Here is a 22,141-nt window from a genome sequence, read left to right as displayed (position 1 = left end):
TTTTAACTGTTGCCGGAAACTTATTTGCCCTAACTTTTGTATCTTTACAAGAGTATAATTCATTTTCGACTATTAAATTATGAGTGACCAACTGAAAGTTTACTGCAAGAATATAGAAGAGTATATTCCGTTCAAGGGCGGCGATACGCTTATGGACATATACAACACCATCGCCGACCGCATTCCCGAGCATCCGATATGCGCTCATGTCAACAACAAGACCGAGGACCTACAGTTTCCGTTGTTCGCTCCCAAGCAAGTCGAGTTCCTTACTCGTCAAAGTCCTTCGGGGCATCGCGTCTACGTGCGCTCACTGTGCATGATGCTTTACAAGTCGGTAGTCGACCTGTTTCCCGGTGTAAGACTTATAATCGAACATTCCATCTCACGCGGTTACTACTGTAGGCTCACAGGCGACATAACCGTAAACGAGGATGTCGTCGCGCGATTAAAGGCCCGGATGACCGAGCTCGTAAAGCGTGATATAAAATTTGAACGCAAGGAGCGTCTTACATCCGATGTGATAAAGATATTTGAAAAGCAGGGGCTTGACGACAAGGTCAAGCTGCTACGCTCCACCCATGAACTATATACAGTATATTATCGCCTTGACAATGTGTGCGACAGCTACTATGGCAATCTCGCACCTTCGACCGGCATGCTCAACATATTTGACCTCCAGCTGTATAAGGACGGATTCCTATTGCTTGGAGCCGACAGCAGCAACCCTTCAATGGTTGCGTCACCAATCGTACAGGAGAAGATGTATCACGCATTCACCGACTACCTGGCCTTCAACCGAGTGATCGGGGTCGACAACGTGGGTGAGCTAAACGAAGCTGTAGCCAGCAAGGAGTCGGCCATGCTGATAAATGTAGCCGAAGCACTGCATGACAAAAAAATAGGACGAATATCCGATGACATTTCACGCCGTTACGCCGAAGGAGGCGCAAGGATCGTGCTCATCGCCGGACCGTCATCATCGGGAAAGACCACATTCACCAAGAGGCTTGCCATACAACTTATGACCAACCTCCTTGAGCCTAAAATGATATCGCTCGACGACTACTTTGTCAACCGCGAGGTTACACCGCGTGACATTGACGGCGACTATGACTACGAATCACTGTATGCCCTCGACCTCGAAACATTCAACAGCGACCTCAACGCTCTTATTGCCGGCGAGGAAGTGAATCTGCCAACCTATAACTTTGAACTTGGACATCGTGTGTACAAAGGGAAAAAGCTGAAACTTAACAGCAATTCAGTGCTGCTGATCGAAGGTATCCACGGTCTAAATCCCGAACTCACGGCCCATATCGACGCCAAGATGAAATATCTCATCTATGTGTCGGCACTAACCACGCTGTCGATCGACGACCACAACTGGGTACCGACAACCGACAACCGACTGCTGCGAAGAATAATACGTGACTACAAATACCGTGGTGTAAGCGCCACCGACACCATAAAGCGATGGCCAAGTGTGCGTCGAGGCGAAGAAAAGTGGATATTCCCGTTCCAGGAAAATGCCGATGCGATGTTCAACTCCTCATTAATCTTTGAACTCGGGGTCATGAAGGAACTTGCCGATGACATTCTCAACGGAGTGCCGCGTGACATCAGGGAGTATGCCGAAGCCTACCGATTAAGAAAATTACTCAGCTATTTCACTCCCATCACCGACAGGCTGATACCGTCGACATCGCTCTTACGAGAATTTTTGGGAGGTTCTTCATTCCATTATTAACGGAGCGAGGCTTCAAAGAAGTGCCACATGGCCACAGCCGCGCTTACCGATACGTTGAGCGAGTGCTTTGTGCCAAACTGGGGAATTTCGATGCACACATCGGCGGCATCCACAACTGATTGCTCCACACCCTTGACCTCGTTGCCGGCAACAATAGCATATCGGCGACCGGGCTCGACCGTCATCTTCTCAAGCGACACGCTACCCTCGACCTGTTCGAGCACACACAGTGTGTAGCCCTCGGCCTGCAACACCTTCACAGCCTCAAGAGTGTCCTTGCAGTATTGCCAATCGACCGAATCCTCGGCACCAAGGGCGGTCTTGTGAATCTCGGGCGAAGGAGGACAGCCCGTGACACCGCACAGCAACACCCGCTCAACCTTGAAGGCGTCGCAGGTGCGCAATATCGCGCCCACATTGGTAAGACTCCTTACATTGTCGAGCACCATTACAAGCGGAAGCTTTTCGGAAGCTTTGAATTCTTCGGGGGAGATGCGGTGCAAGTCCCAAATGGTCTTCTTTTTCATCTTGCCGGCAAAGGTAGCTAAAATCTACCGCTTAGGCAAAAATAGCCGTTACAAGCTACTGAGGCTTGGCAACCCGCACTATGTAGCAGCTGTCGTTGTCCTCCACATAGTCGACATTCAACCCGGCATGCCTCAGGTCATCGGCAAGCTCATCGGCCGACACAAGGAAATGACTGTGAACATGGTTATGCTGTCGCTCATGGTGAATGGAATTAATCTCCTCCTTGCTCGAAGGAAATGCAATCACGATGCGTCCGCCGGGCATCAGATTTCCTTCATAGAGTCGAGCCACCGTAGCCACAGGATCGTCAAGATGCGGAAGCATGCAGAACATCATTATTCGATCGTAGGCACCAAACAACCTGTCGCGCTCTATATTTCCCAAAATGAACCTTGCCTTTTCGGTCGACGAGAATTTACGGTGAGCCACCTTAAGCATCTCGGTCGACATGTCATAGGCATCGACCCATCCGTTTTCGGTAATTTTTTCCACAATATAGGGGATAAGCACTCCAGTTCCGGTTCCACAGTCAAGCACAACATCATCAGGCCCGATACCGGCCTTGTCGATGATGTGGTTTATAGCTTCGACATTATATGTGTTTATCTCATCCCATAACTCGGCTACGGAATCAAAAAAATCGACATTATTCTGGCAGCTCATAATGATATACTATACATTTTTACTAACTTTAAAACAATTTTATAATTTTAATTGTTCATTATTAAAACAACGAACCCTAAATATTACCCAAATTCCAGATCAATGAGAAATCAATTATTGTCGATTGCGCTTTCAGCCTCAAGTCTTGTCACATTTGCCGGCTCGTTAAATGACACTATACCGCTGCATGAAGTCCAATTCATACAGCCCGGTAAAACAAACATCGAGCTTATACCTCTGAACTCAATGCGCATAACAGCCGAACAGATAAGCCGCAGCACCGAAACATCGCTGCTTCCGGTGCTTGTCAACAAAGTGCCCGGACTATTCGTCACCGAGCGAGGCATGGCCGGATACGGAGTTTCAGGCGGCTCGGCCGGAACAATCAACATACGCGGCGTGGGACAAGGCAACAAAGTGCTGTTCATGATCAACGGCCTGCCCAACTGGGCGGGAATATACGGACACTCGCTCGCCGACACATACACAACCACCGAAGTGGACCATCTGGAAGTCGTGCGCGGCCCGTCATCGCTGCTCTACGGCTCAAATGCAATGGGCGGCTCGGTCAACATCATAACCCGTGACCAAGATCGAAACGGATTTCAAGGAAGAGCCCGCATGATGTGGGGTACTCACGCCACACAACGTTACGGCATAAGCCTCGGTTACCGCCACAATAAATTTCAGGCTACAGCCGGAGCGCAATACGACCGATCCAAAAACAACCGACCCGGAAGCGACTTCTGGCTTGCAAACGAAGTTGCCCAGATACGCTACAACACATCCAAGAACTGGAACGTAGGAGCCAACATCAACCTCACGCAAAGCTTAGCCCGAAATCCGGGTGCCACAAATGAACCGTTGCTGTCGATGTGGACCCACTTCTTCCGTGGCACAGCCGCGTTATATGCCAACAATGTGTATGACCGATTGAAAGGCGGCGTTCAGATGTACTATAGCTGGGGACAACATTGGGTCGACGACGGATATGCCCCCGATGCCGAACCGACGGACTACATTTTCCGACTATCCGACTTCAACCGCGGATTTACCGCCTACGAAACATTGAATCCGTGGACAGGCAGCGACCTAAGCCTTGGATTTGACTACAAGCAATACGGAGGACATGCCTGGAACGACCTCGACAAAGGTGGCCGGGAAGAGATAATAGACCGCAAAGAAACCGAAGTAGCAGGCTATCTGATGCTCCAGCAGCAACTGTGTGAAATGATGTCGGTAAACGCCGGAGTGCGACTCGAGCATAACACTCAATTCGGTAACGAATGGGTGCCTCAGGCCGGATTCATATTGCATCCCGTGCTCAACAACACCGTGAAGTTCTCGTTCAGCAAAGGATATAGAGCTCCAAACCTTCGCGAACTCTACCTTTACCGCCCGGCCAATCCCAACCTCAACCCCGAATACATGTATAACTACGATGTCGAAATACGCCAGCGACTGCTCGACGGACATCTCGACATAGGGCTGTCACTATTCTTCATCGATGGAAAAGACATGATACAAACATCGACGGTCGACGGCCGTCCGCTCAACGGCAATACCGGATCGTTCATAAACAAAGGCGTGGAATTTGACGCTACATATATAATCAATCGTCAATGGAACGCCAACGCCAACTACAGTTATCTGCATACATCAAAACCACTCCTGGCCGCTCCCCGCAACAAGTTCAACGCGGAGGTCAACTATAATCCCGGTCAGTTTGAGTTCACAGCCGAAGTACAGTCGATATGGGGGCTGTACACCAATGTCACCTCAGGCACCAAAAACGATTACACTCTGCTTAATCTACGTGCAGCTTATAATGTCGACATTGCCGGAATATGCGATGCCAAGATATTCGTAAAAGGCGACAACCTCACCAACAAGCATTATGAAATAAACGAAGGATTCCCCATGCCCGGAGCCACCGTAATGGCCGGATTTGAGGTGAAATTCTAACCAGTGCTATAGCAACAGGGCATTGGCAGCCTCGGCATCACGCGCAAGTTGCGCTTTCAACTCGTCAAGACCTGAAAAGCGCATCTCCTTACGAAGAAAAGCCATAAACTCAATGCGCATTTCTGTTCCGTAGAGATCGCCGTCATAATCCATTATGTGCACCTCAATGTTTACAGGCGAATCGCATCCGTCAACCGTAGGACGATGACCTATGTTCAATATTGCCCGATGCCGACTACCGTCGCTTATGGTGGCAAATGCGGCATACACTCCGTTACCCGGCACCAATATGGAATCACCTATCGGCTCTATATTGGCGGTAGGGAATCCCAATTGACGGCCAAGCTTCTTGCCGTGTATCACACGCCCCTTTATCGAGTAAGGCCGGCCAAGCAACTCAGCCACCTTCCCCACTTCATGCTCATGCAGCAACTTCCTTACAGTCGACGAACTTACCGAAGGTGTCGCAACGCTACGATATTCATCGGCGCATATTATCTCAACACCCTCCTCGCGGCCAATCCTGATGTAGTCATCCAGGTCAAGATTCCTCTCATGTCCGAAGCGGTTGTTAAAACCCTTCACCATGGCCTTTACCGAATAATCGTCACGCAGCATGACAATGAAGTCGCGGGCCGACATGGAGCGCAATCCGTCGTTAAAGTCCATCACCACACAATCGGCTATCCCGGCATGAGAGAGCATATCCAGCCGATCGTCAAGCGTAGAAAGCATCTCCACTCGCGAACCGGGATTAGCCACCTTGCGAGGATGATTGCGAAACGTAATCACCGTAGGCGACAATCCCATCTCGTCGCCCGCCTGACAGAGCACATCAAGGAGATGACGGTGCCCGGCATGGACTCCGTCAAACATCCCCACGGCCGCAATTCTCGGCCGTGTCCTGTCATAGGAAGTCAGCAGATTCATCCTTAAGAGTGAGTCACAACCTTTGCCGACGGAGGCAACTGGGAGTTACGCTCTTCAACCGCTTCAACAACCGAACGCCCGAGGCCGAGGAACGCCTCACCGGTTATGCTGTCGTTCAACGCGATTGGCGAACCGCTGTCACCACCTTCACATATTGTACCAACAATAGGTATCTGAGCGAGAAGCTTCACCTTAAGCTCTTCGGAAAGCTTTACCGCACCATCGCGGCCAAACAGATAGTAACGCTCGTCGGGGTGAGCGGCAGGAGTGAACCATGCCATGTTTTCCACTATTCCAAGCACCGGCACGTTGACCTTTTCATCGGTAAACATGGCGATACCCTTACGTGCATCGGCAAGTGCCACTTCCTGAGGCGTACTTACAATCACGACACCCGTAACGGCAAGTGTCTGCACAAGTGTAAGGTGTATGTCGCTCGTTCCCGGAGGCATGTCGATGAGGAAATAGTCGAGTTCGCCCCAGTTGGCTTGAGTTATGAGCTGATTCAATGCTCGCGAAGCCATTGCACCGCGCCAAAGCACGGGGCTGTTACGGTCGACAAGGAATCCGATTGAAAGCACCTTCACTCCGTACTTCTCGATTGGAACTATGAGGTCATTTCCATCGACTGTTTCCATATATATGGGTTCGTCCTCGACTCCAAACATCTTGGGAACCGAAGGCCCGAATATGTCGGCGTCAAGCAATCCCACCTTATAGCCGAGTCGCGCCAAAGCCACAGCCAGATTGCTCGCAACGGTCGACTTGCCCACTCCGCCTTTGCCCGACGACACACCTATGATGTTTTTAACACCGGGAAGCGGATTCTCTCGCGGTTCGGGAGTTGTGTGACGGAATTTCACAGCAATGTTTCCCTTTATCTCCACCTCGGGCGAGATGTAGGTATTAATAGCCGTTTCGGCAGCCTTAACGAGCGACTTCACAAAGGGATCGGTCGACTTGTCGAAAATCAGCGAAAAGCTCACCTTGTTACCGTCGATGCGAATGTCGTCCTCCACCATTCCAAGTTCGACGATGTTCTTGCCGTTACCCGGATAACGCACATTGGTAAGCGCGTCAAGAATAAGACGAGGATATAATGTTTCCATATCTATGATGTTGTTTTATTGTTTTATGAATCTTATTTTTCACTTTGACTCCCCTTAGGGCGCACTTCGGGATTGTTGCACAGTTCGGGACATTGAAGCTCCCCGCGCGAGAAACTTCGATAGGTGTCGTGCTCTATCTCCACATCGGGCTCCTGCAACGGAGTTTCACGGTCAAGCTTCCACGCTATATATTTTATGGTAAGTCCGCGGTCGAGCCACTGCTGCTCATAGAAAGTGCGTATGCCGAGTATGTCACCGTCCACCGTAGCGTCATTATACAAGTCGGCGGTATCGGTAATCACCTCAAAACCGTTGAGCTGCGTCATCAGTCGCGTATAGGTATAAAGGAAGGGGCTGTCACTCTTAAGGTTTATTACGCCGCCATCCTTCATCACTTGACGGTAAAGTCCGAGAAAGCGGGTTCCGGTAAGACGCTTTGTCACCTTCTTCATCTGCGGGTCGGGGAAGGTAATCCATATCTCGTCAACCTCGTCGGGCGCAAAAAAGTAGGGAAGCAACTCTATGTTGGTACGCAGAAACGCGGCATTTTTCATTCCGCGTTCACGCACCTGACAAGCTCCGGTCCACATGCGGGCGCCCTTTATGTCGATGCCTATGAAATTGCGGTCGGGATACCTTTCGGCAAGTCCTACCGTGTACTCACCCTTTCCGCAACCCAGTTCAAGCACAATGGGATTGTCGTTATGAAAATAGTCGCGCCTCCAGCTGCCCTTTATCGGGAATCCCGACTCCTTAAGCACACCAAACGGATATTGGAACACGCAATCCATCGTGGCCATGTCGTTGAATTTCTTTAACTTGTTCTTGCCCATGTCATATACACATTTCAAGATTTATAATGCACTTCACCGGATACAGGGCCACTATTTCGCTCCGCTGCAACTCGATGTCGTCAAAGTTCTCATTGCGACTGCGCAGTATCACCTTTTCAGGGTCGTCGGGATGCTTGCGCACATATTTCACTACACGAAAATCATCGGTAACCACTACATATATCTGTCCCCACAATATCGATGAAGGGTCGCTCTCGCGATCGATTGCAAGGTAACCGCCATTGCGTATGACAGGCTGCATCGACTCGCCCGACACCTTAACCACACACCAGTCACGGTTCAAGTTGGGCAGATTGATGCATCCTATAATGTTTTCGCGAGTCAGCTCACGGCTGAGAACCGTAGTTCCCGCTGCCACATCGATATTATAGACCGGCATTCCCTCCTGTGATTGACTCACAGGTCGCTCGACATCATCGGCATCGTTATCGTGAGCCAGCGACATCTTTTCATAAGGCAACCCCATACCATCCTTAAGCCACGACTTCGACACGTTGAGGTTTACTATTATCCTGTTGATCAATGCGTCACTCACCGGAAGCCTTCCGCTCAAATATTTCGACACATTGGATGCATCGATACCGATAAGCTTGGCAAGCCCGGCCTGGGAAAGATGGTTGAGATACATCAGGTGACGTATACGACCTATTATTCCGCCTTGAGTATGTGATGTTTCCATAATAGTGATTTTTAACAATGCAAATTTACATATAAATTGCAAATATACAATCGGTTCTATCGTTAATATTTAGCTAAAAAATAAGTAAAAAACCGCTGAGAAGCCAATTTTGAATAAATATGCTTGCTTGTAATATATATAAAGGGTAACTTTGCGCGGTTTTTCATCCCAAATAGATAATCATGTCAACATACACTGAAGACAGGCGCAAGGTAACCACCCACCGCCTTACCGAAATGAAGCAGCGCGGTGAAAAAATCGCAATGCTCACAGCCTACGACTACTCAATGGCCAAATTGATCGACGAGGCCGGAATGGATGTAATACTCGTAGGAGATTCAGCATCAAATGTAATGGCCGGTAACATAACCACACTGCCCATAACTCTTGACCAGATGATCTACCACGCCAAGTCGGTAGTAAAAGGAGTCAGCCGCGCACTTGTAGTAGTAGACCTTCCCTTCGGAAGTTATCAAGGCAACAGCAAGGAAGCACTTGCTTCAGCCGTACGTATAATGAAAGAAAGCCATGCCGAGGCTGTAAAGATGGAAGGAGGAGCTGAAATACGCGAATCGATAGAACGTGTTTTATGCGCCGGTATCCCCGTAATGGGACACCTCGGACTGACACCTCAGTCAATCAATAAATTCGGCACCTACGCCGTACGCGCCAAGGAAGAAGCCGAAGCCAACAAGCTGATAGAAGATGCCAAAATGCTTGAGGAAATCGGATGTTTCGCTCTCGTACTCGAAAAGATTCCCGCAACACTTGCCACTCGTGTGGCACAGGAAGTGTCGATTCCCGTCATAGGCATCGGAGCCGGAGGCGGCACCGACGGTCAGGTTCTCGTAATGCACGACATGCTCGGAATCAACAAGGGCTTCTCTCCGCGATTCCTTCGCCGTTATGCCGACCTTTCAACCGTCATCAACGATGCAGTGGCATGCTACATCGACGATGTAAAGACCGGCGACTTCCCCAACTCATCGGAACAATACTAAGAGCCGTCACTACACACGGCAAAAAAAATACGCGCAGCCTGCTGAATTGACAGCACGCTGCGCGATTTTAATTTCTTAATTGTTTAATCCCGAGGTGAAATTATTTGCCAAGCGCATCCTTAAGCTTATCGGCACCCTGCTGAACAGCGTCGGCAGCCTTGCCCTTAATTTCCTCAGCCTTGTCGGCGGCTTTTGCCTTAACTTCATCAGCCTTAGCTTCAGCTGCGGCCTTTGTTTCAGCGGTCTTGTCGGCAACTGCCTGCTGAGCCTGATCGGCGGCTGCGCTTATGCTGTCGCCAACTGCCGATGCAGCATCGTCAACCTTGCCGGGAAGTGCGTCAACGCCGCTCTTCAGCGTTTCAAAAGCACCTGCCAGAGAGGGCACCTTCTCCTTGATTGTAGGCTCCACCTTGTCAAGGAACGCCTTTGCCTCGTCAACCTTACCCTCGGCAACAAGCTTCTGATAGTAAGCCTGAGCCTGAGCTGCGTAGGCCTTCAAGCTGTCGGGATTGGTGCAATTCTCAATCTTTGACTGCATTGAAGATGCTTCGTCCTGAACTTTCTTCTCTCCGCTACAAGCGGCAAAAACCATAGTAGCAACCACTGCTACCGAAAAAATAATCTTTTTCATTTTTCCTTAATAAAAATTTCACACTAACATAGTAACAAATTTATTGCTAAATGTTTCATAAAAATATATTTTTTGTGAAAAAAAATTTGACTCCATGTGTGCAAAATCCAAATTTTTCACACTTTTTATATAAAGAATCCAAAATAAAATTGCTTTTACAAAAAATATGTTATATATTTGTGGCGTGAAAGTTGACCAAATCACAAAAACAAACCGTATTAAGCATAATCACATCCCTGTATACACTTTACAACATTTATTAGAGCCTTGTCGTGAGATACGGCTCTTTTTTCTTTTTTATGACCGCTCGATTTGTTGTGTGAACGATATTTAGTAACTTTGTAGTTCATAGATTGATGTAATGGACACAAACAACAATTCAGCAGTCAACGCACCCATCAAGCGCACTGTTCTCGATTATAACGACATCGTGGAGATAGCTCCACAGGCCCGCGGTCACGAAAAGCTCGTGAACCGTGTGCTTCATTGGCTCTCGGTCGACAAGGTGAACGATGTACATGACCGCTACTGCGACAAGCCCGGTCCCGAATTTGCCCGCAATCTTCTAAAGGATTTCGACATAAATCTACGCATCGACGGAAAGGAAGTACTCGACAACCTTCCCGAAGGAGCCTTCATCACCGTAAGCAACCACCCGTTTGGCGCTCTCGACGGAATATCGCTCATAGCAATGATGGGCTCGATACGCCCCTCGTTTAAAGTGATGGTGAACATGGTGCTTAACCACATATCGGCAATGAGGCCCAACTTCATAGCCGTTGACGCGCTTGCATCGGACGACCCGGCCAAGAAAGCCGTGTCGATGAAAGGCATCAAGGAAGCCATTATGCAGGTACGCCGCGGAAATCCCATCGGATTCTTCCCTGCCGGAGCCGTAAGCAAAATCAACGGCAAGCTGCGCATCGAAGACCGCGAATGGCAACCCTCGATCATACGACTCATCCAGCAACTCAACGTGCCTGTGATACCTATATATTTCCACGGCCACAACAGCCTGTGGTTCAACATTCTCGGCATGATAAGCTGGCAACTGCGCACACTGCGCCTTCCCGCCGAGGTGTGGCGCAAATGTCACACTACAATACACGTATCGGTGGGCGACATCATAACTCCCGAGGAGCAGAAACAGCATGAATCGGTGGAAGCTCTCGGAACATTCCTGAAAAGTAAAACCTACGAATTACGCGACCGTCGATGAGCTTAGTAGACATTTCAGCTGAAGTACAGCAGGCCAAGGCCCGATTCGGAATCGTTGGAAACGCTCCGGCGCTCACCGCCGCAGTCCAGCGCGCGCTGCGCGTGGCCCCGATCGACCTGTCGGTGCTCATAACCGGCGAAAGCGGCACGGGCAAGGAGTTTTTTCCGCAGATAATACATCAGTACGGCGCACGCAAGCACTCCAAGTACATCGCCGTAAACTGCGGCGCGATACCCGAAGGCACTATCGACTCCGAGCTTTTCGGTCATGAGAAGGGAGCGTTTACCGGCGCCGTGGCATCGCGCAAAGGTTACTTTGAGGAAGCCGACGGCGGCACTATATTCCTCGATGAGGTCGCCGAACTTCCATTGACCACACAGGCCCGACTGCTGCGAGTGCTCGAAAGCGGCGAGTTCATAAAAGTGGGCTCTTCGACCGTACAGAAAACCAACATACGCATCGTGGCGGCAACCAATGTCGACATGATGAAGGCCATCGAGAAAGGCCGATTCCGCGAGGACCTCTATTACCGACTCTCGACAGTGCACATAACCGTGCCGCCCCTGCGCGAAAGAGGCGGTGACATACTGCTGCTCACGCGAAAATTCGCAGCCGATTTTGCCGAACGTTATCGCACACCCGCCGTGACATTTGAGGAGAGCGCGTCACATGCATTGCTGCACTACCGATGGCCCGGAAACGTAAGACAATTAAAGAATGTAGTAGAACAGATAGCGCTTTTTGAAGCCGGGAATGAAATAACCGCCGAAAACCTTCACGGTTATCTGCCGTCGGCAACATCGGTTTTCACACCCACCGTATCGCAGGAAGGAGGACACTCCTATGCCTCGGAGCGCGAGTTGCTGTTCAACATGATATTCCGCATGCGCAACGAAATCGACTCATTGCGGTCGACTGTCGAATCGCTTGAAATGCAAAACGGACGACACTCCTACAACGAAGCCGTTACGGTCGACGACTCACCCCGTTCACTGGTGCGTTACACCCCGGTACACGACCTGCTTAAAGAGCAGCCCGCACCGCAAGCCGATGCCGAAAACATCGACTCGGGCATGACGCTCGAGGACACCGAACGCGAAACAATCAAGCGTGCGCTTGAACGCAATGAAGGCCGTCGCAAGGCCACGGCACAGGAGCTAAACATATCGGAGCGCACACTCTATCGCAAAATCAAGGAATACGGACTCGAATAGTACACAAAAACATAAACCAATACAATATCCGCAAAATGCGCAACAACTTCATGTCACGATATAAAAGCCGGCTGGCCGGAATAGCCGTACTTTGCCTCACCGTAATGCTCGCATTCCAAAGCTGCACGATAAGCTACAAGTTCAACGGAGCCGCACTCGACTATAATGTCTACAAGACGATAAGAGTGTCACAGTTCCCCATACGAGCCGCCCTGGTATATCCTCCTCTGCAGCAACTGTTTGAGAACGAATTACTCGACTACATAACGCGCAACACCCGACTTCAGGTTGTGGACGGAGCAAGCGACCTCGAGATGGAAGGCGAAATAACCGGCTACAGCCTCAGTCCGCAGGCCGTAACCGAAAACGCCATCGCGTCAAAGACACGACTAACAATAACCGTGAGAGTGAAATACACCGACACCAAGAATGAGAAAAACGATGTCGACCAAACCTTCTCGGCCTATCAGGACTTCGACAGCTCCGAAATGCTGACCGATGTGCAGGATCAGCTGTGTCAGGAGATTACCGACCAGCTCGTAGACCTTATTTTCAACGCCACCCTCGGTAATTGGTAATCGACAAGCAATGGAAACTCTGCGTGAAACACTTGTACGCTTGCTTGAAAACAGCTCCGACAAAGTCGACTCGTCATGGGTCGATGAGATGTCACGCCAATACCCCTACTTCACCGTCCCCGCGCTGCTGCAGGTGAAGCGTGACAACGGCATGAGCGACGAACGCAGGCGCAAACTGCTGCGGCGCATAGCCTTGAACACTCCGTCAAAGGATGTGCTCTACTCTATAGTCGAGCCGATGGCCGCCGACATAGCCGACATATATCCGCCCGACGACCGTCCGTCGGCACCCACGACCGATGAAGCAATCGACACCTTCATCGTAAACTACGGAAAGCCGACCCCCCGCGAGGACGAGCTGCTTGAGCGCCTCATATTCAACCCCACCCCCGACTACGCCCTACTGCTCGCCGACGAAGAGGAGCACAGCCTGCCCCTGCCCGAAGAAGCTGCAGGCGACAGCCGGGAGAGCTTGATAAACGCATTTATCATCAAGAGCAAGGAAAATCACGGACACTTCCCGGCGACAAGCGAAGAGAGCGCCGAGAAGCCCGAAGACACCGTCAGTGAAAAAACGCCCGAAGAACCCATTCAGGCCCCTGAAGTGCAGGATGACTCCCTATTAAGCGAAAGTTTGGCCAAAATTTACATAAAACAACACCGTTATGCCAAAGCTTTTGAAATTATAAGCGGTTTAAGTTTGAAATATCCGGAAAAAAGTGTTTACTTTGCAGACCAATTACGTTTCTTACAGAAACTTATCATAAATCAGCAATATCAAAAACAAAAATAACAACAAAAAACAATGCATGTAGTCGTTATCACTCTCACTGTTATCGCCTCGATTCTCATGATCGGAGTGGTACTTATACAGAAATCAAAAGGCGGAGGCCTTTCTTCACAATTCGGTGGTGCCAACCAGGTAATGGGTGTACGCCGCACCAATGACTTCATCGAAAAAGCAACATGGTGGATTGCCGGTGCAATATGCCTTCTTGCCATACTCGGTGTATTCACAATGCCGCGCAACATCATCAAAAGCTCATCGCGCATCGTGCCTCAGGCTACCGAACAGACTCAGCCCGCCGACTTCAACTCCGATGTAGCTCCCGCAGCAACTCCCGTGCTTCCCACAGCACCTGCAACAGCTCCCGAAGGCGAATAATAACGCACAAAAGCGTAAAATACACAGCGCACCCTGCGGTACACAATCTACAGCAGGGTGCCTTTTTATCTTTTTATATACAACTGCATAGACCATAAACTACTGCTTTCGGCTAAATACAGCCACTGAATAACAGCGTTTTTTGATTAAGCGGTCATAAAATAGATGATTTTTATAACATTTTGCTTTGTTTGTAAAAAATAATCACTACTTTTGCTTTCCATTTCAACTCAAAACGATAATTTTGTTCCTATATGGAAAGAATTGACAACCTTGACCGAAAAATACTTGAGATAGTGATGCGCAATGCACGAATCCCGTCAAAGGATGTGGCAACAGAGTGTGGCGTGTCGCGCGCTGCAATACATCAGCGCATTCAACGAATGATTGATTTGAAGGTAATCACAGGATCGGGCTATCATGTAAATCCCAAAGTGCTCGGTTACCGCACATGCACCTACATAGGCGTTAATCTTGAACGTGGAGCCATGTATCGTGATGTAGTCCCCGAACTTGAAAAAATCCCCGAGGTAGTAGAATGTCACTTCACTACCGGCCCCTACACCATGCTGATAAAGCTATATGCTCGCGACAACGAGCATCTTATGGAGCTGCTTAACGACAAAATACAGATGATTCACGGTGTAAAAGGCACCGAAACGCTCATTTCGCTTGATGACAGCATCAACCGCGAAATTCCGGTACACTACGAATAACAAGGATTTTTACATTCGCCCCTATATAGAAAGTCCCTGCCGTTTATGAGCGGCAGGGACTTATTTTATATATGGTGTGCGATACTACTTACTTTTTGGGAGTTTCGTTTACACCTGCTACTTCTACAGTGAACACGAGAGTCTGGTTGGGGCCAATCTTTGCGTAGGGTTGTCCTTCAACACCGTAAGCAAGGTCACCGGGGATGTAGAGGATGTACTTGGCACCCTTCTTCATCAGCTTAAGACCTTCACCGAAACCGGGCACTACGCTGCGGGGGCTGAATGTGCGGGCCTCACCCTTTGAATCGTCAAATACGGTTCCGTCGGTAAGCTCACCCTTATAGATGACAGCCACACGGTCGGTATCGGTTATTGAATCACCGGCACCTTCAGTGATCACCTTATATGAAAGACCCGATTCGGTAGTCTTTATTGAGGGATCCTTTGCCTTCAAGTCGGCAATGAACTTCTCGCCTGCCTCACGATTGGCCTTTGCCTCGGGAGCATTTTCAAGCTCAGCCTTGCGACGCTCCTCGCTGCGCTGCTGCGCACGCTGCATCATCAACTGGAGAGCCATGTTGTTGGCCGACAACTCATCCGAGTTTACACTGTCGGCAAGGAATGCCTTCTTAAACGAAGCCATGAACACGTTGCGGTCGATATCGATGCCGCCCTGCTTGGCCATAGCGTCAAAGTTCTGTGCGAGGTTTACACCTGCACGCAATCCCTGAAGATATGCGATATCCGATGTATCGGCCATGATGGCAACCTGCATACCGCGTATATAGGCATCCTTCTTAAGCTGTTCGGGAGTCATTGACTGACCAAGACTTCCGGCGATTTCCGAGCCGATTACCTTTCCGGCGAGTTCGGCGATTGAATCATTGAACGCAGCGTCCTCATTTCCGGCCGCGTTGCTTTTATTGCATGCGGTAGCGCTAAAAAGCATTGCGCATACTCCGCAAGCCATAAATAATTTCTTCATAATTCCTTTTTTGATTTGATTATAAATTGGTTTAATTCACTTTTATAAGCTCTACATCGAATATCAAGGTAGAGTTGGGGCCGATTATGTTACCGGCGCCGTTAGGTCCGTAAGCAAGGTTTGACGGAATGAAAAGACGCCACTTTGCGCCCTCCTTCATCATTTGAAGAGCCTCGACCCATCCGGGTATCACCTGAGTTACGCCGAAAGTTGCAGGTGCTCCGCGGTCGACCGAGCTGTCAAATACAGTACCGTCGATGAGCTTGCCGGTGTAATGTACGGTAACGTTGTCGCCTGCTGAAGGCTGCTTGCCTGTTCCCTCTTCCAGCACCTCATACTGAAGACCCGAAGGAGTAACGTTAACTTCCACGCGCTTGCCGTTCTCTTCAAGGAAAGCCTTTCCGGCAGCGGCATTCACCTCACCCATCTTCTGAGCGGCTGCACGCTGCTCCTCTTCCATGGCCTGGAAGAAAATGCGTATCTCTTCCTTTGCCTCGTCATAGCTCATTTTAGGTTTGGCGCCTTCAAAAACAGCGGCAACTCCGTCGGCAAAATCGCTGACATTGATAGTCTTGATACCCGAATTGCGGAAATTATTTCCCATACTCAACCCTAAAGCATAGCTTATACGGTCTAAATCTTGGTTATCCATGTTGTTTATAATTAAGTAAAAAATTTCGATAACTTTACCAAGCTACAAATTTAGATAGAATATTTGGATTGTCAAAAAATCTGATATATGCCACATGAATCATTTGACGACTGCGTCCTCCGACACAATCATATTTTACCTCTGTTTGCAGTCACTCAACCATATAACATAACATCCTCGACCAATGTTCCGCAACCCCGCTCCAACACCATGATAAACAATATTTTTTAACCCTTCCGATAAATAGGAACATTTATAAAGACGATTGTTTCAATTATTACTAATTTTGTGTAATTTTGTAGCTAACGACTAAAATTTATTGCCATTATATTATGAAACTGCTTTTAAGTGCCATTTTGGCCGGCGTAGTGGCTTTCAACGCCAGCGCTGATGACAAGGCTGCCAAAAACGACAGCACAGGATTCAAATTCACCGATGTGAAAGTGGTCAAGACCACACCCGTTAAGGACCAGAACCAGACAGGTACATGCTGGTGTTTCTCAGGAAACTCATTCTTTGAGGAAGAAGCCATGCACAAAGGCGCTCCCGAAGTCGATCTCAGCGAAATGTTTGTTGTGCGCAACTGTTACATCGACAAAGCAAAGAAATATGTAAGGATGAACGGTGCCACCAATTTTTCACAGGGAGGCAGCATCCTTGATGTGCCCTACGTGTGGGAACACTACGGCGCAATGCCCGAAGAAGCTTACGCAGGCCTGAACTATGGCGAGAAAAAGCACGTTCACGGCGAGCTTTCGTCTGTCATGAAGGCCTATCTTGACGCAGTTATCGCCAAGCACGACCGCAAATATTCAACCGCATGGCTCAAAGGATTTGAAGGAATCCTCGACGCTTATTTAGGCGAAGTGCCTGAATCGTTCACCTATAAAGGCAAAACCTACACCCCGCAAAGTTTCGCAGCCGAGCTCAATCTCGACATGGACGACTATGTGCCCCTCACCTCGTTTACCCATCACCCCTACTACAAGCCTTTCGGTCTTGAGGTGTCCGACAACTGGCTTTGGGGCAACTACTATAATGTGCCTCTTGACGAGCTTAAGGCTGTTGTCGACAACGCTATCGACAAAGGCTACTCGGTTGTATGGGCTGCCGATGTAAGCGAAGGCGGCTTCAAGTGGAATGAAGGCTTTGCCGTAATGCCTAAGGAAAAGAACGAGAAGGATCTTACCGGTACCGAACTCGCCCGTTGGGTGAAGCTTTCCGACCGTGACCGCGCCAACTCACGCTTCGACATAAAGGGTCCGGTTGAAGAGATGGAAATCACCCCCGAGATACGCCAGGATATGTTTGACCGTCAGGAAACGACCGACGACCACGGCATGGTAATCGTAGGCAAGGCCGTAGACCAGAAGGGCAACAAGTACTACAAGGTCAAGAATTCGTGGGACACCAACCAGATATATGACGGATATTTCTACGTATCTGAACCCTATTTCCTCGCAAAGACTCTCAGCATACTCGTCAACCGCAACGCAATACCTGCGGCAACAGCGGCAAAGATAAAGTAACAACTCATCAACACCCGCAATTGCACACCAATGCCGGTAAATGATTTCAACCAACGCACGGCTCTGCTGCTCGGCAACGAAGCAGTGGAGCTGCTTGCTACACGGCGCATAACCGTTGTGGGCACCGGCGGCGTGGGCAGTTACGCGGTGGAGATGCTCGCACGCGCAGGTGTGGGCCACATAACCATCGTCGATGCCGATGTAGTAGCCCCGAGCAATCTCAACCGACAGCTGCCGGCTCTACACTCGACAATAGGAGCACCCAAGGTCGAGGTCATGAAACGCCGCATCCACGACATAAATCCGGAATGTACCGTCACGGCATTGGAGATGTTCATGACTCCTGATAACGTATCGTCGATTCTCGGCGACAATCCCCACTATGTCATCGACGCCATCGACTCAATAGCGCCAAAGATAGCCTTGATTCAGCACTGCTGTCGCAATAAGATCAAGCTGATATCGTCGATGGGTGCAGGAGGACGCGTCGACCCCACGAAAATACGTTATGCCGACATTTCCGAAACATTCCATGACGGGCTTGCCCGAGTTGTGCGTCAGCGGCTTAAACAGTGCGGAATAACCTCAGGCGTAAAAGTAGTGTTTTCTACTGAACAGGCTCAACGCAGTTCACTGATGTTCACCGACGAGATGCCCTGCAAGGCTTCATCATTCGGAACCGTGGCATGGATACCGGCCATATTCGGCATGATGCTTGCCGCCTATGCCATAAACAGCATTACAGGAAAAAGATGATACAAGTACGCGACATATCAAAGAGCTACGGCAACCTGCAAGTGCTCTCCGACATAAACCTCGACATTATGAAGAGCGAAATAGTGTCGATTGTGGGTCCCAGCGGAGCGGGAAAGACAACTCTGCTGCAAATAATAGGCACTCTCGAACGCCCCGACTCAGGACGGGTGCTTTACGACGACGAGGATGTCATGTCGCTTAAGGACGCACGACTTGCTAAATTCCGCAACCGCAACATAGGCTTTGTTTTCCAGTTTCATCAACTTTTGCCCGAGTTTACCGTTGTTGAGAATGTGGCAATGCCGGCACTTATCGGAGGCAGCAGCCGTGCCGATGCGTTTTCCAAAGCCAAGGAGCTGATAGAGTACCTCGGACTCACCGCACGGGCCGACCATAAGCCGGCCCAGCTTTCGGGAGGCGAGCGACAGCGTGCCGCAGTGGCGCGCGCACTTGTCAACAGCCCCCGTGTAGTGCTCGCCGACGAGCCGTCGGGAAGCCTCGACAGCCACAACAGGCGTGAACTGCACAAGCTGTTCTTTGACCTTCGCCGCGACATGGGACAAACATTTGTCATCGTCACCCATGACGAGTCGCTGGCCGCCGACACCGACCGCATAATACACATGCGTGACGGTCACATAACTGAAATAATAAATCAAAAATAAGACACCATTGCCTAGATGACACATATTTTCCGACATAAGACAATAGCATCATTCATGGCCGCACTAATGGCCGTGACCTTGAGCTCATGCAGCGACGAGGAGTATAGCACCGAGATGATGCTGAGCGACATTGTCACTGTCACATCGGTGGGCAATGACACACGGTTTGAATTTCAACGTTACGATGACTCTCCGCTCATAAAACTCACCGCCGGCAATGTCGACCTCCCTGAAAAAATCGTCAACAACCGCGTGTTGCTCCGATATTATCCCGAATCGGGAGAACCCTATGTTTCAGGAGCCATAAAGGTTGTGGGACTCACGCTAATAAACAACGACACAACGCGCATACGCCCTATCGAAAAATACAACTGGACAGCCACGCCGGTATTCCTTAACTCGATATGGCGCACCGGCAACTACCTGAACCTGCGCATGAAAGTGGAATACTCCGAAAAACCGCGCCAATTCGGACTTGTGGTCGACTCTCTCACACTGAAAAATCCGCAGCCCGAGGTCTACCTCGTCCATGACAAGCAAGGTCAGCCCGAAAACTACATGATGGAAACCTATGCTTCATTCGATATGACCAACGTGTGGTCACTCCCCACTTGTCAGTCGATAAAAGTACATGTCAACGACATAAACCTGAAAAAGGATGTCTACATATTCACTAAAAAACAATAACACTCTCACGATATGGATAACAACAACGGAAAAAAGAACGAGATTAAGATAGAGCTTACTCCCGAAGTGGCAAACGGTCACTATGCCAATCTCGCAATGATAGTACATTCACCTAACGAATTCTTCATGGACTTCATCGCGCTTGCGCCAAACCTGCCGCAAGCCAAGGTTCAGAGCCGTATAATCATGACTCCCGAAAATGCGAAACAACTGCTTTTTGCCCTGCGAGAGAATGTAGAACTGTATGAGAAGACATTCGGCGTGATTGAGCCTCGCCGCCCTATGGGAAACAACGGTGACCTGCCCAATCCCTTCAAAGCTTGATAATTTAAACGTAACTCACTAAAATCACTACAATGATCGAAAACTATCTTTCTTTATATAATTCCCTGTCACGCCGCAAGGAACGTTTCGTGCCAATACATGAAGGAAGAGTGGGAATGTATGTATGCGGTCCCACTGTCTACGGTGACGGACATCTCGGTCACGCACGCCCCGCAATAACGTTCGACATCCTTTACCGCTACCTCACTCATCTCGGCTACAAGGTGCGTTATGTGCGCAACATAACCGATGTGGGCCATCTTGAACACGATGCCGACGAAGGTGAGGACAAGATTGCCAAGAAAGCCCGTCTTGAACAACTCGAACCCATGGAAGTCGTGCAACACTACCTCAACCGCTACCACAAGGCCATGGACGACCTGAACGTACTGCCGCCGTCGATCGAGCCTCACGCATCGGGTCACATTATCGAGCAGATTGAATATATAAAGAAGATTCTTGACAGCGGATATGCCTATATCAGCGAAGGTTCGGTATATTTCGATGTCCCCAAATACAATCGCGACCACCATTACGGCAAACTTTCGGGACGCAACATCGATGAGCTGCTCGCAACCACACGTGCACTTGACGGTCAGCAGGAGAAGCACAATCCGGCCGATTTCGCCCTCTGGAAAAAAGCCGCGCCCGAACATATAATGCACTGGCCTTCGCCCTGGAGCGAGGGATTCCCCGGCTGGCACCTTGAATGCTCGACCATGGGCGAAAAATATCTCGGTGAAACATTCGACATACACGGAGGCGGCATGGACCTGATGTTCCCCCATCACGAATGTGAGATAGCTCAGTCGGTGGCTCACAACGGCAAAGAAACCGTACACTACTGGATGCACAACAACATGATCACCATCAACGGACAGAAGATGGGCAAATCACTCGGAAACTTCATCACACTCGATGAGTTCTTCACCGGCTCGCATCCGTCGCTTGAACAGCCCTACTCTCCCATGACCATACGCTTCTTCATCCTGCAGGCTCAATACCGAAGCACTCTTGACTTCTCTAACGAAGCGCTCCAGGCTTCGGAGAAGGCTCTTAACCGAATGCTTGAAGGATGGCGACGACTCTACGAACTTACGCCGTCGGAAACATCGACCATAGATGTAAAAGGACTTCGAGCAAAATGCTATGAGGCAATGGACGACGACCTCAACACGCCTATTGTAATCGCACACCTCTTTGAGGCATGCCGACTCATAAATCAGGTCAATGACGGAAAGGCCACAGCCACAGCCGACGACATCAAGGAACTGAAAGAGCTCTTTGACATATTCCTGATCGACATTCTTGGTATACGCACCGACATTCTCGGTAACGGAGCGTCATCGGGCGAGGCGCTGAAGCCCTTTGAGGATGCTGTGGGACTGCTTCTCGACATCCGCGCTAAAGCAAAGGCATCAAAGGATTGGGCCACAAGCGACCTTATACGCAATCGACTCGGTGAAATAGGTTTTGACATAAAGGACACCAAGGACGGCTACGAATGGAGCCTCAAAAAATAGCGATTCATAACTGAAAAA

At 49.6% G+C, this 22,141-nt stretch carries 24 protein-coding genes; 15 read left to right on the top strand and 9 right to left on the bottom strand.

The genetic code is table 11. From position 1 onward, the window contains the following. Positions 1-79: 79 nt before the first annotated feature. Positions 80-1,750, top strand: a complete 1,671-nt coding sequence (locus E5354_RS07680; RefSeq protein WP_123394887.1) for a nucleoside kinase — start codon at positions 80-82, stop codon at positions 1,748-1,750. Here E5354_RS07680 and E5354_RS07675 read toward each other — a convergent pair. Both E5354_RS07675 and E5354_RS07670 read right to left on the bottom strand, forming a co-directional pair. Continuing rightward, a complete protein-coding gene (locus E5354_RS07675; RefSeq protein WP_123394886.1) occupies positions 1,747-2,277 on the bottom strand; it encodes an RNA methyltransferase in 531 nt (176 codons plus the stop codon). The genes E5354_RS07680 and E5354_RS07675 overlap by 4 nt on opposite strands. 55 nt (positions 2,278-2,332) lie before the next feature. Beyond that, positions 2,333-2,941: a class I SAM-dependent methyltransferase gene (locus tag E5354_RS07670; protein ID WP_123394885.1), complete on the bottom strand. Its 609-nt coding sequence runs from the start codon at positions 2,939-2,941 to the stop codon at positions 2,333-2,335. 102 nt (positions 2,942-3,043) lie between these two features. On the opposite strand from E5354_RS07670, the gene E5354_RS07665 reads away from it, so the two are divergent. Beyond that, positions 3,044-4,906: a TonB-dependent receptor plug domain-containing protein gene (locus tag E5354_RS07665; protein ID WP_135947057.1), complete on the top strand. Its 1,863-nt coding sequence runs from the start codon at positions 3,044-3,046 to the stop codon at positions 4,904-4,906. Between the two features lie 6 nt (positions 4,907-4,912). On the opposite strand, the gene ribF is transcribed toward E5354_RS07665, so the two are convergent. The 4 genes from ribF to E5354_RS07645 are packed head-to-tail and all read right to left on the bottom strand — an operon-like array spanning position 4,913 to position 8,478. Further along, positions 4,913-5,836, bottom strand: coding sequence for a riboflavin biosynthesis protein RibF (gene ribF, locus E5354_RS07660; RefSeq protein ID WP_135947055.1), 924 nt, complete (start codon positions 5,834-5,836; stop codon positions 4,913-4,915). A gap of 2 nt (positions 5,837-5,838) precedes the next feature. Then, entirely contained in the window at positions 5,839-6,945 is a 1,107-nt protein-coding gene (locus E5354_RS07655) for an Mrp/NBP35 family ATP-binding protein (protein WP_135947054.1), read from the bottom strand. 32 nt (positions 6,946-6,977) lie between these two features. Next, positions 6,978-7,778, bottom strand: coding sequence for a tRNA (guanosine(46)-N7)-methyltransferase TrmB (gene trmB, locus E5354_RS07650; RefSeq protein ID WP_135947052.1), 801 nt, complete (start codon positions 7,776-7,778; stop codon positions 6,978-6,980). 1 nt (position 7,779) lies between these two features. After that, positions 7,780-8,478: an XRE family transcriptional regulator gene (locus tag E5354_RS07645; RefSeq protein WP_135947050.1), complete on the bottom strand. Its 699-nt coding sequence runs from the start codon at positions 8,476-8,478 to the stop codon at positions 7,780-7,782. Positions 8,479-8,660: 182 nt separating this feature from the next. Between E5354_RS07645 and panB the strand changes: the two genes are divergently transcribed. Then, positions 8,661-9,479 (top strand): 3-methyl-2-oxobutanoate hydroxymethyltransferase, encoded by an 819-nt coding sequence (gene panB, locus E5354_RS07640; RefSeq protein WP_123394879.1) that lies wholly within the window; start codon positions 8,661-8,663, stop codon positions 9,477-9,479. 100 nt (positions 9,480-9,579) lie between these two features. On the opposite strand, the gene E5354_RS07635 is transcribed toward panB, so the two are convergent. After that, the gene (locus E5354_RS07635) at positions 9,580-10,110 is read right to left on the bottom strand and encodes a hypothetical protein (protein WP_135947049.1); all 531 of its coding nucleotides are present in this window, start codon (positions 10,108-10,110) and stop codon (positions 9,580-9,582) included. 361 nt (positions 10,111-10,471) lie between these two features. Between E5354_RS07635 and E5354_RS07630 the strand changes: the two genes are divergently transcribed. The 6 genes from E5354_RS07630 (at position 10,472) to E5354_RS07605 (ending at position 15,002) form a co-directional block, all read left to right on the top strand. Continuing rightward, positions 10,472-11,329, top strand: coding sequence for a lysophospholipid acyltransferase family protein (locus tag E5354_RS07630; RefSeq protein WP_123394877.1), 858 nt, complete (start codon positions 10,472-10,474; stop codon positions 11,327-11,329). Then, positions 11,326-12,543, top strand: coding sequence for a sigma-54 interaction domain-containing protein (locus tag E5354_RS07625; protein WP_135947047.1), 1,218 nt, complete (start codon positions 11,326-11,328; stop codon positions 12,541-12,543). The genes E5354_RS07630 and E5354_RS07625 overlap by 4 nt, the downstream gene beginning before the upstream one ends. 50 nt (positions 12,544-12,593) lie before the next feature. Then, positions 12,594-13,121, top strand: coding sequence for an LptE family protein (locus tag E5354_RS07620; protein WP_246863767.1), 528 nt, complete (start codon positions 12,594-12,596; stop codon positions 13,119-13,121). 10 nt (positions 13,122-13,131) lie between these two features. Further along, a complete protein-coding gene (locus E5354_RS07615) occupies positions 13,132-13,914 on the top strand; it encodes a hypothetical protein (RefSeq protein ID WP_135947045.1) in 783 nt (260 codons plus the stop codon). A 12-nt stretch (positions 13,915-13,926) separates the two neighbouring features. Further along, positions 13,927-14,286 (top strand): preprotein translocase subunit SecG, encoded by a 360-nt coding sequence (gene secG, locus E5354_RS07610; protein WP_135947044.1) that lies wholly within the window; start codon positions 13,927-13,929, stop codon positions 14,284-14,286. Positions 14,287-14,540: 254 nt separating this feature from the next. Next, positions 14,541-15,002 (top strand): Lrp/AsnC ligand binding domain-containing protein, encoded by a 462-nt coding sequence (locus E5354_RS07605; RefSeq protein ID WP_123394873.1) that lies wholly within the window; start codon positions 14,541-14,543, stop codon positions 15,000-15,002. A gap of 88 nt (positions 15,003-15,090) precedes the next feature. On the opposite strand, the gene E5354_RS07600 is transcribed toward E5354_RS07605, so the two are convergent. Next, entirely contained in the window at positions 15,091-15,987 is an 897-nt protein-coding gene (locus E5354_RS07600) for an FKBP-type peptidyl-prolyl cis-trans isomerase (protein ID WP_123394872.1), read from the bottom strand. A 31-nt stretch (positions 15,988-16,018) separates the two neighbouring features. Continuing rightward, the gene (locus tag E5354_RS07595) at positions 16,019-16,639 is read right to left on the bottom strand and encodes an FKBP-type peptidyl-prolyl cis-trans isomerase (protein WP_135947042.1); all 621 of its coding nucleotides are present in this window, start codon (positions 16,637-16,639) and stop codon (positions 16,019-16,021) included. Positions 16,640-16,971: 332 nt separating this feature from the next. Here E5354_RS07595 and E5354_RS07590 point away from each other — a divergent pair, with 332 nt between their 5' ends. From E5354_RS07590 to cysS, 6 genes are read left to right on the top strand one after another with little or no spacing between them, the layout of a single operon-like run. Further along, a complete protein-coding gene (locus E5354_RS07590) occupies positions 16,972-18,168 on the top strand; it encodes an aminopeptidase C (protein ID WP_135947041.1) in 1,197 nt (398 codons plus the stop codon). A gap of 30 nt (positions 18,169-18,198) precedes the next feature. Continuing rightward, the gene (locus E5354_RS07585; RefSeq protein WP_135947039.1) at positions 18,199-18,924 is read left to right on the top strand and encodes a ThiF family adenylyltransferase; all 726 of its coding nucleotides are present in this window, start codon (positions 18,199-18,201) and stop codon (positions 18,922-18,924) included. Further along, positions 18,921-19,589 carry an ABC transporter ATP-binding protein gene (locus E5354_RS07580; protein ID WP_135947037.1) on the top strand — a complete coding sequence of 223 codons (669 nt, stop codon included), beginning with the start codon at positions 18,921-18,923 and terminating at the stop codon, positions 19,587-19,589. Before E5354_RS07585 ends, E5354_RS07580 begins: the two co-directional genes overlap by 4 nt. A 15-nt stretch (positions 19,590-19,604) precedes the next feature. Beyond that, positions 19,605-20,276 carry a hypothetical protein gene (locus E5354_RS07575; RefSeq protein WP_135947036.1) on the top strand — a complete coding sequence of 224 codons (672 nt, stop codon included), beginning with the start codon at positions 19,605-19,607 and terminating at the stop codon, positions 20,274-20,276. A 12-nt stretch (positions 20,277-20,288) separates the two neighbouring features. After that, positions 20,289-20,600 carry a DUF3467 domain-containing protein gene (locus E5354_RS07570; RefSeq protein ID WP_135947034.1) on the top strand — a complete coding sequence of 104 codons (312 nt, stop codon included), beginning with the start codon at positions 20,289-20,291 and terminating at the stop codon, positions 20,598-20,600. A 32-nt stretch (positions 20,601-20,632) separates the two neighbouring features. After that, the gene (cysS, locus tag E5354_RS07565; protein WP_370271091.1) at positions 20,633-22,123 is read left to right on the top strand and encodes a cysteine--tRNA ligase; all 1,491 of its coding nucleotides are present in this window, start codon (positions 20,633-20,635) and stop codon (positions 22,121-22,123) included. Positions 22,124-22,141 lie beyond the last annotated feature (18 nt).

This window comes from Muribaculum sp. NM65_B17 (assembly GCF_004793735.1).
GTDB lineage: Bacteria > Bacteroidota > Bacteroidia > Bacteroidales > Muribaculaceae > Muribaculum > Muribaculum gordoncarteri.
The sequence above is the reverse complement of the archived record's forward strand: the minus strand, read 5'-3'. Positions and strand labels throughout refer to the sequence as shown.

Coding starts and splice junctions, on each gene's coding strand:
- E5354_RS07680 (WP_123394887.1), top strand. CDS start 80: ATGAGTGACCAACTGAAAGTTTACTGCAAGAATATAGAAGAGTATATT.
- E5354_RS07675 (WP_123394886.1), bottom strand. CDS start 2,277: ATGAAAAAGAAGACCATTTGGGACTTGCACCGCATCTCCCCCGAAGAA.
- E5354_RS07670 (WP_123394885.1), bottom strand. CDS start 2,941: ATGAGCTGCCAGAATAATGTCGATTTTTTTGATTCCGTAGCCGAGTTA.
- E5354_RS07665 (WP_135947057.1), top strand. CDS start 3,044: ATGAGAAATCAATTATTGTCGATTGCGCTTTCAGCCTCAAGTCTTGTC.
- ribF (WP_135947055.1), bottom strand. CDS start 5,836: ATGAATCTGCTGACTTCCTATGACAGGACACGGCCGAGAATTGCGGCC.
- E5354_RS07655 (WP_135947054.1), bottom strand. CDS start 6,945: ATGGAAACATTATATCCTCGTCTTATTCTTGACGCGCTTACCAATGTG.
- trmB (WP_135947052.1), bottom strand. CDS start 7,778: ATGGGCAAGAACAAGTTAAAGAAATTCAACGACATGGCCACGATGGAT.
- E5354_RS07645 (WP_135947050.1), bottom strand. CDS start 8,478: ATGGAAACATCACATACTCAAGGCGGAATAATAGGTCGTATACGTCAC.
- panB (WP_123394879.1), top strand. CDS start 8,661: ATGTCAACATACACTGAAGACAGGCGCAAGGTAACCACCCACCGCCTT.
- E5354_RS07635 (WP_135947049.1), bottom strand. CDS start 10,110: ATGAAAAAGATTATTTTTTCGGTAGCAGTGGTTGCTACTATGGTTTTT.
- E5354_RS07630 (WP_123394877.1), top strand. CDS start 10,472: ATGGACACAAACAACAATTCAGCAGTCAACGCACCCATCAAGCGCACT.
- E5354_RS07625 (WP_135947047.1), top strand. CDS start 11,326: ATGAGCTTAGTAGACATTTCAGCTGAAGTACAGCAGGCCAAGGCCCGA.
- E5354_RS07620 (WP_246863767.1), top strand. CDS start 12,594: ATGTCACGATATAAAAGCCGGCTGGCCGGAATAGCCGTACTTTGCCTC.
- E5354_RS07615 (WP_135947045.1), top strand. CDS start 13,132: ATGGAAACTCTGCGTGAAACACTTGTACGCTTGCTTGAAAACAGCTCC.
- secG (WP_135947044.1), top strand. CDS start 13,927: ATGCATGTAGTCGTTATCACTCTCACTGTTATCGCCTCGATTCTCATG.
- E5354_RS07605 (WP_123394873.1), top strand. CDS start 14,541: ATGGAAAGAATTGACAACCTTGACCGAAAAATACTTGAGATAGTGATG.
- E5354_RS07600 (WP_123394872.1), bottom strand. CDS start 15,987: ATGAAGAAATTATTTATGGCTTGCGGAGTATGCGCAATGCTTTTTAGC.
- E5354_RS07595 (WP_135947042.1), bottom strand. CDS start 16,639: ATGGATAACCAAGATTTAGACCGTATAAGCTATGCTTTAGGGTTGAGT.
- E5354_RS07590 (WP_135947041.1), top strand. CDS start 16,972: ATGAAACTGCTTTTAAGTGCCATTTTGGCCGGCGTAGTGGCTTTCAAC.
- E5354_RS07585 (WP_135947039.1), top strand. CDS start 18,199: ATGCCGGTAAATGATTTCAACCAACGCACGGCTCTGCTGCTCGGCAAC.
- E5354_RS07580 (WP_135947037.1), top strand. CDS start 18,921: ATGATACAAGTACGCGACATATCAAAGAGCTACGGCAACCTGCAAGTG.
- E5354_RS07575 (WP_135947036.1), top strand. CDS start 19,605: ATGACACATATTTTCCGACATAAGACAATAGCATCATTCATGGCCGCA.
- E5354_RS07570 (WP_135947034.1), top strand. CDS start 20,289: ATGGATAACAACAACGGAAAAAAGAACGAGATTAAGATAGAGCTTACT.
- cysS (WP_370271091.1), top strand. CDS start 20,633: ATGATCGAAAACTATCTTTCTTTATATAATTCCCTGTCACGCCGCAAG.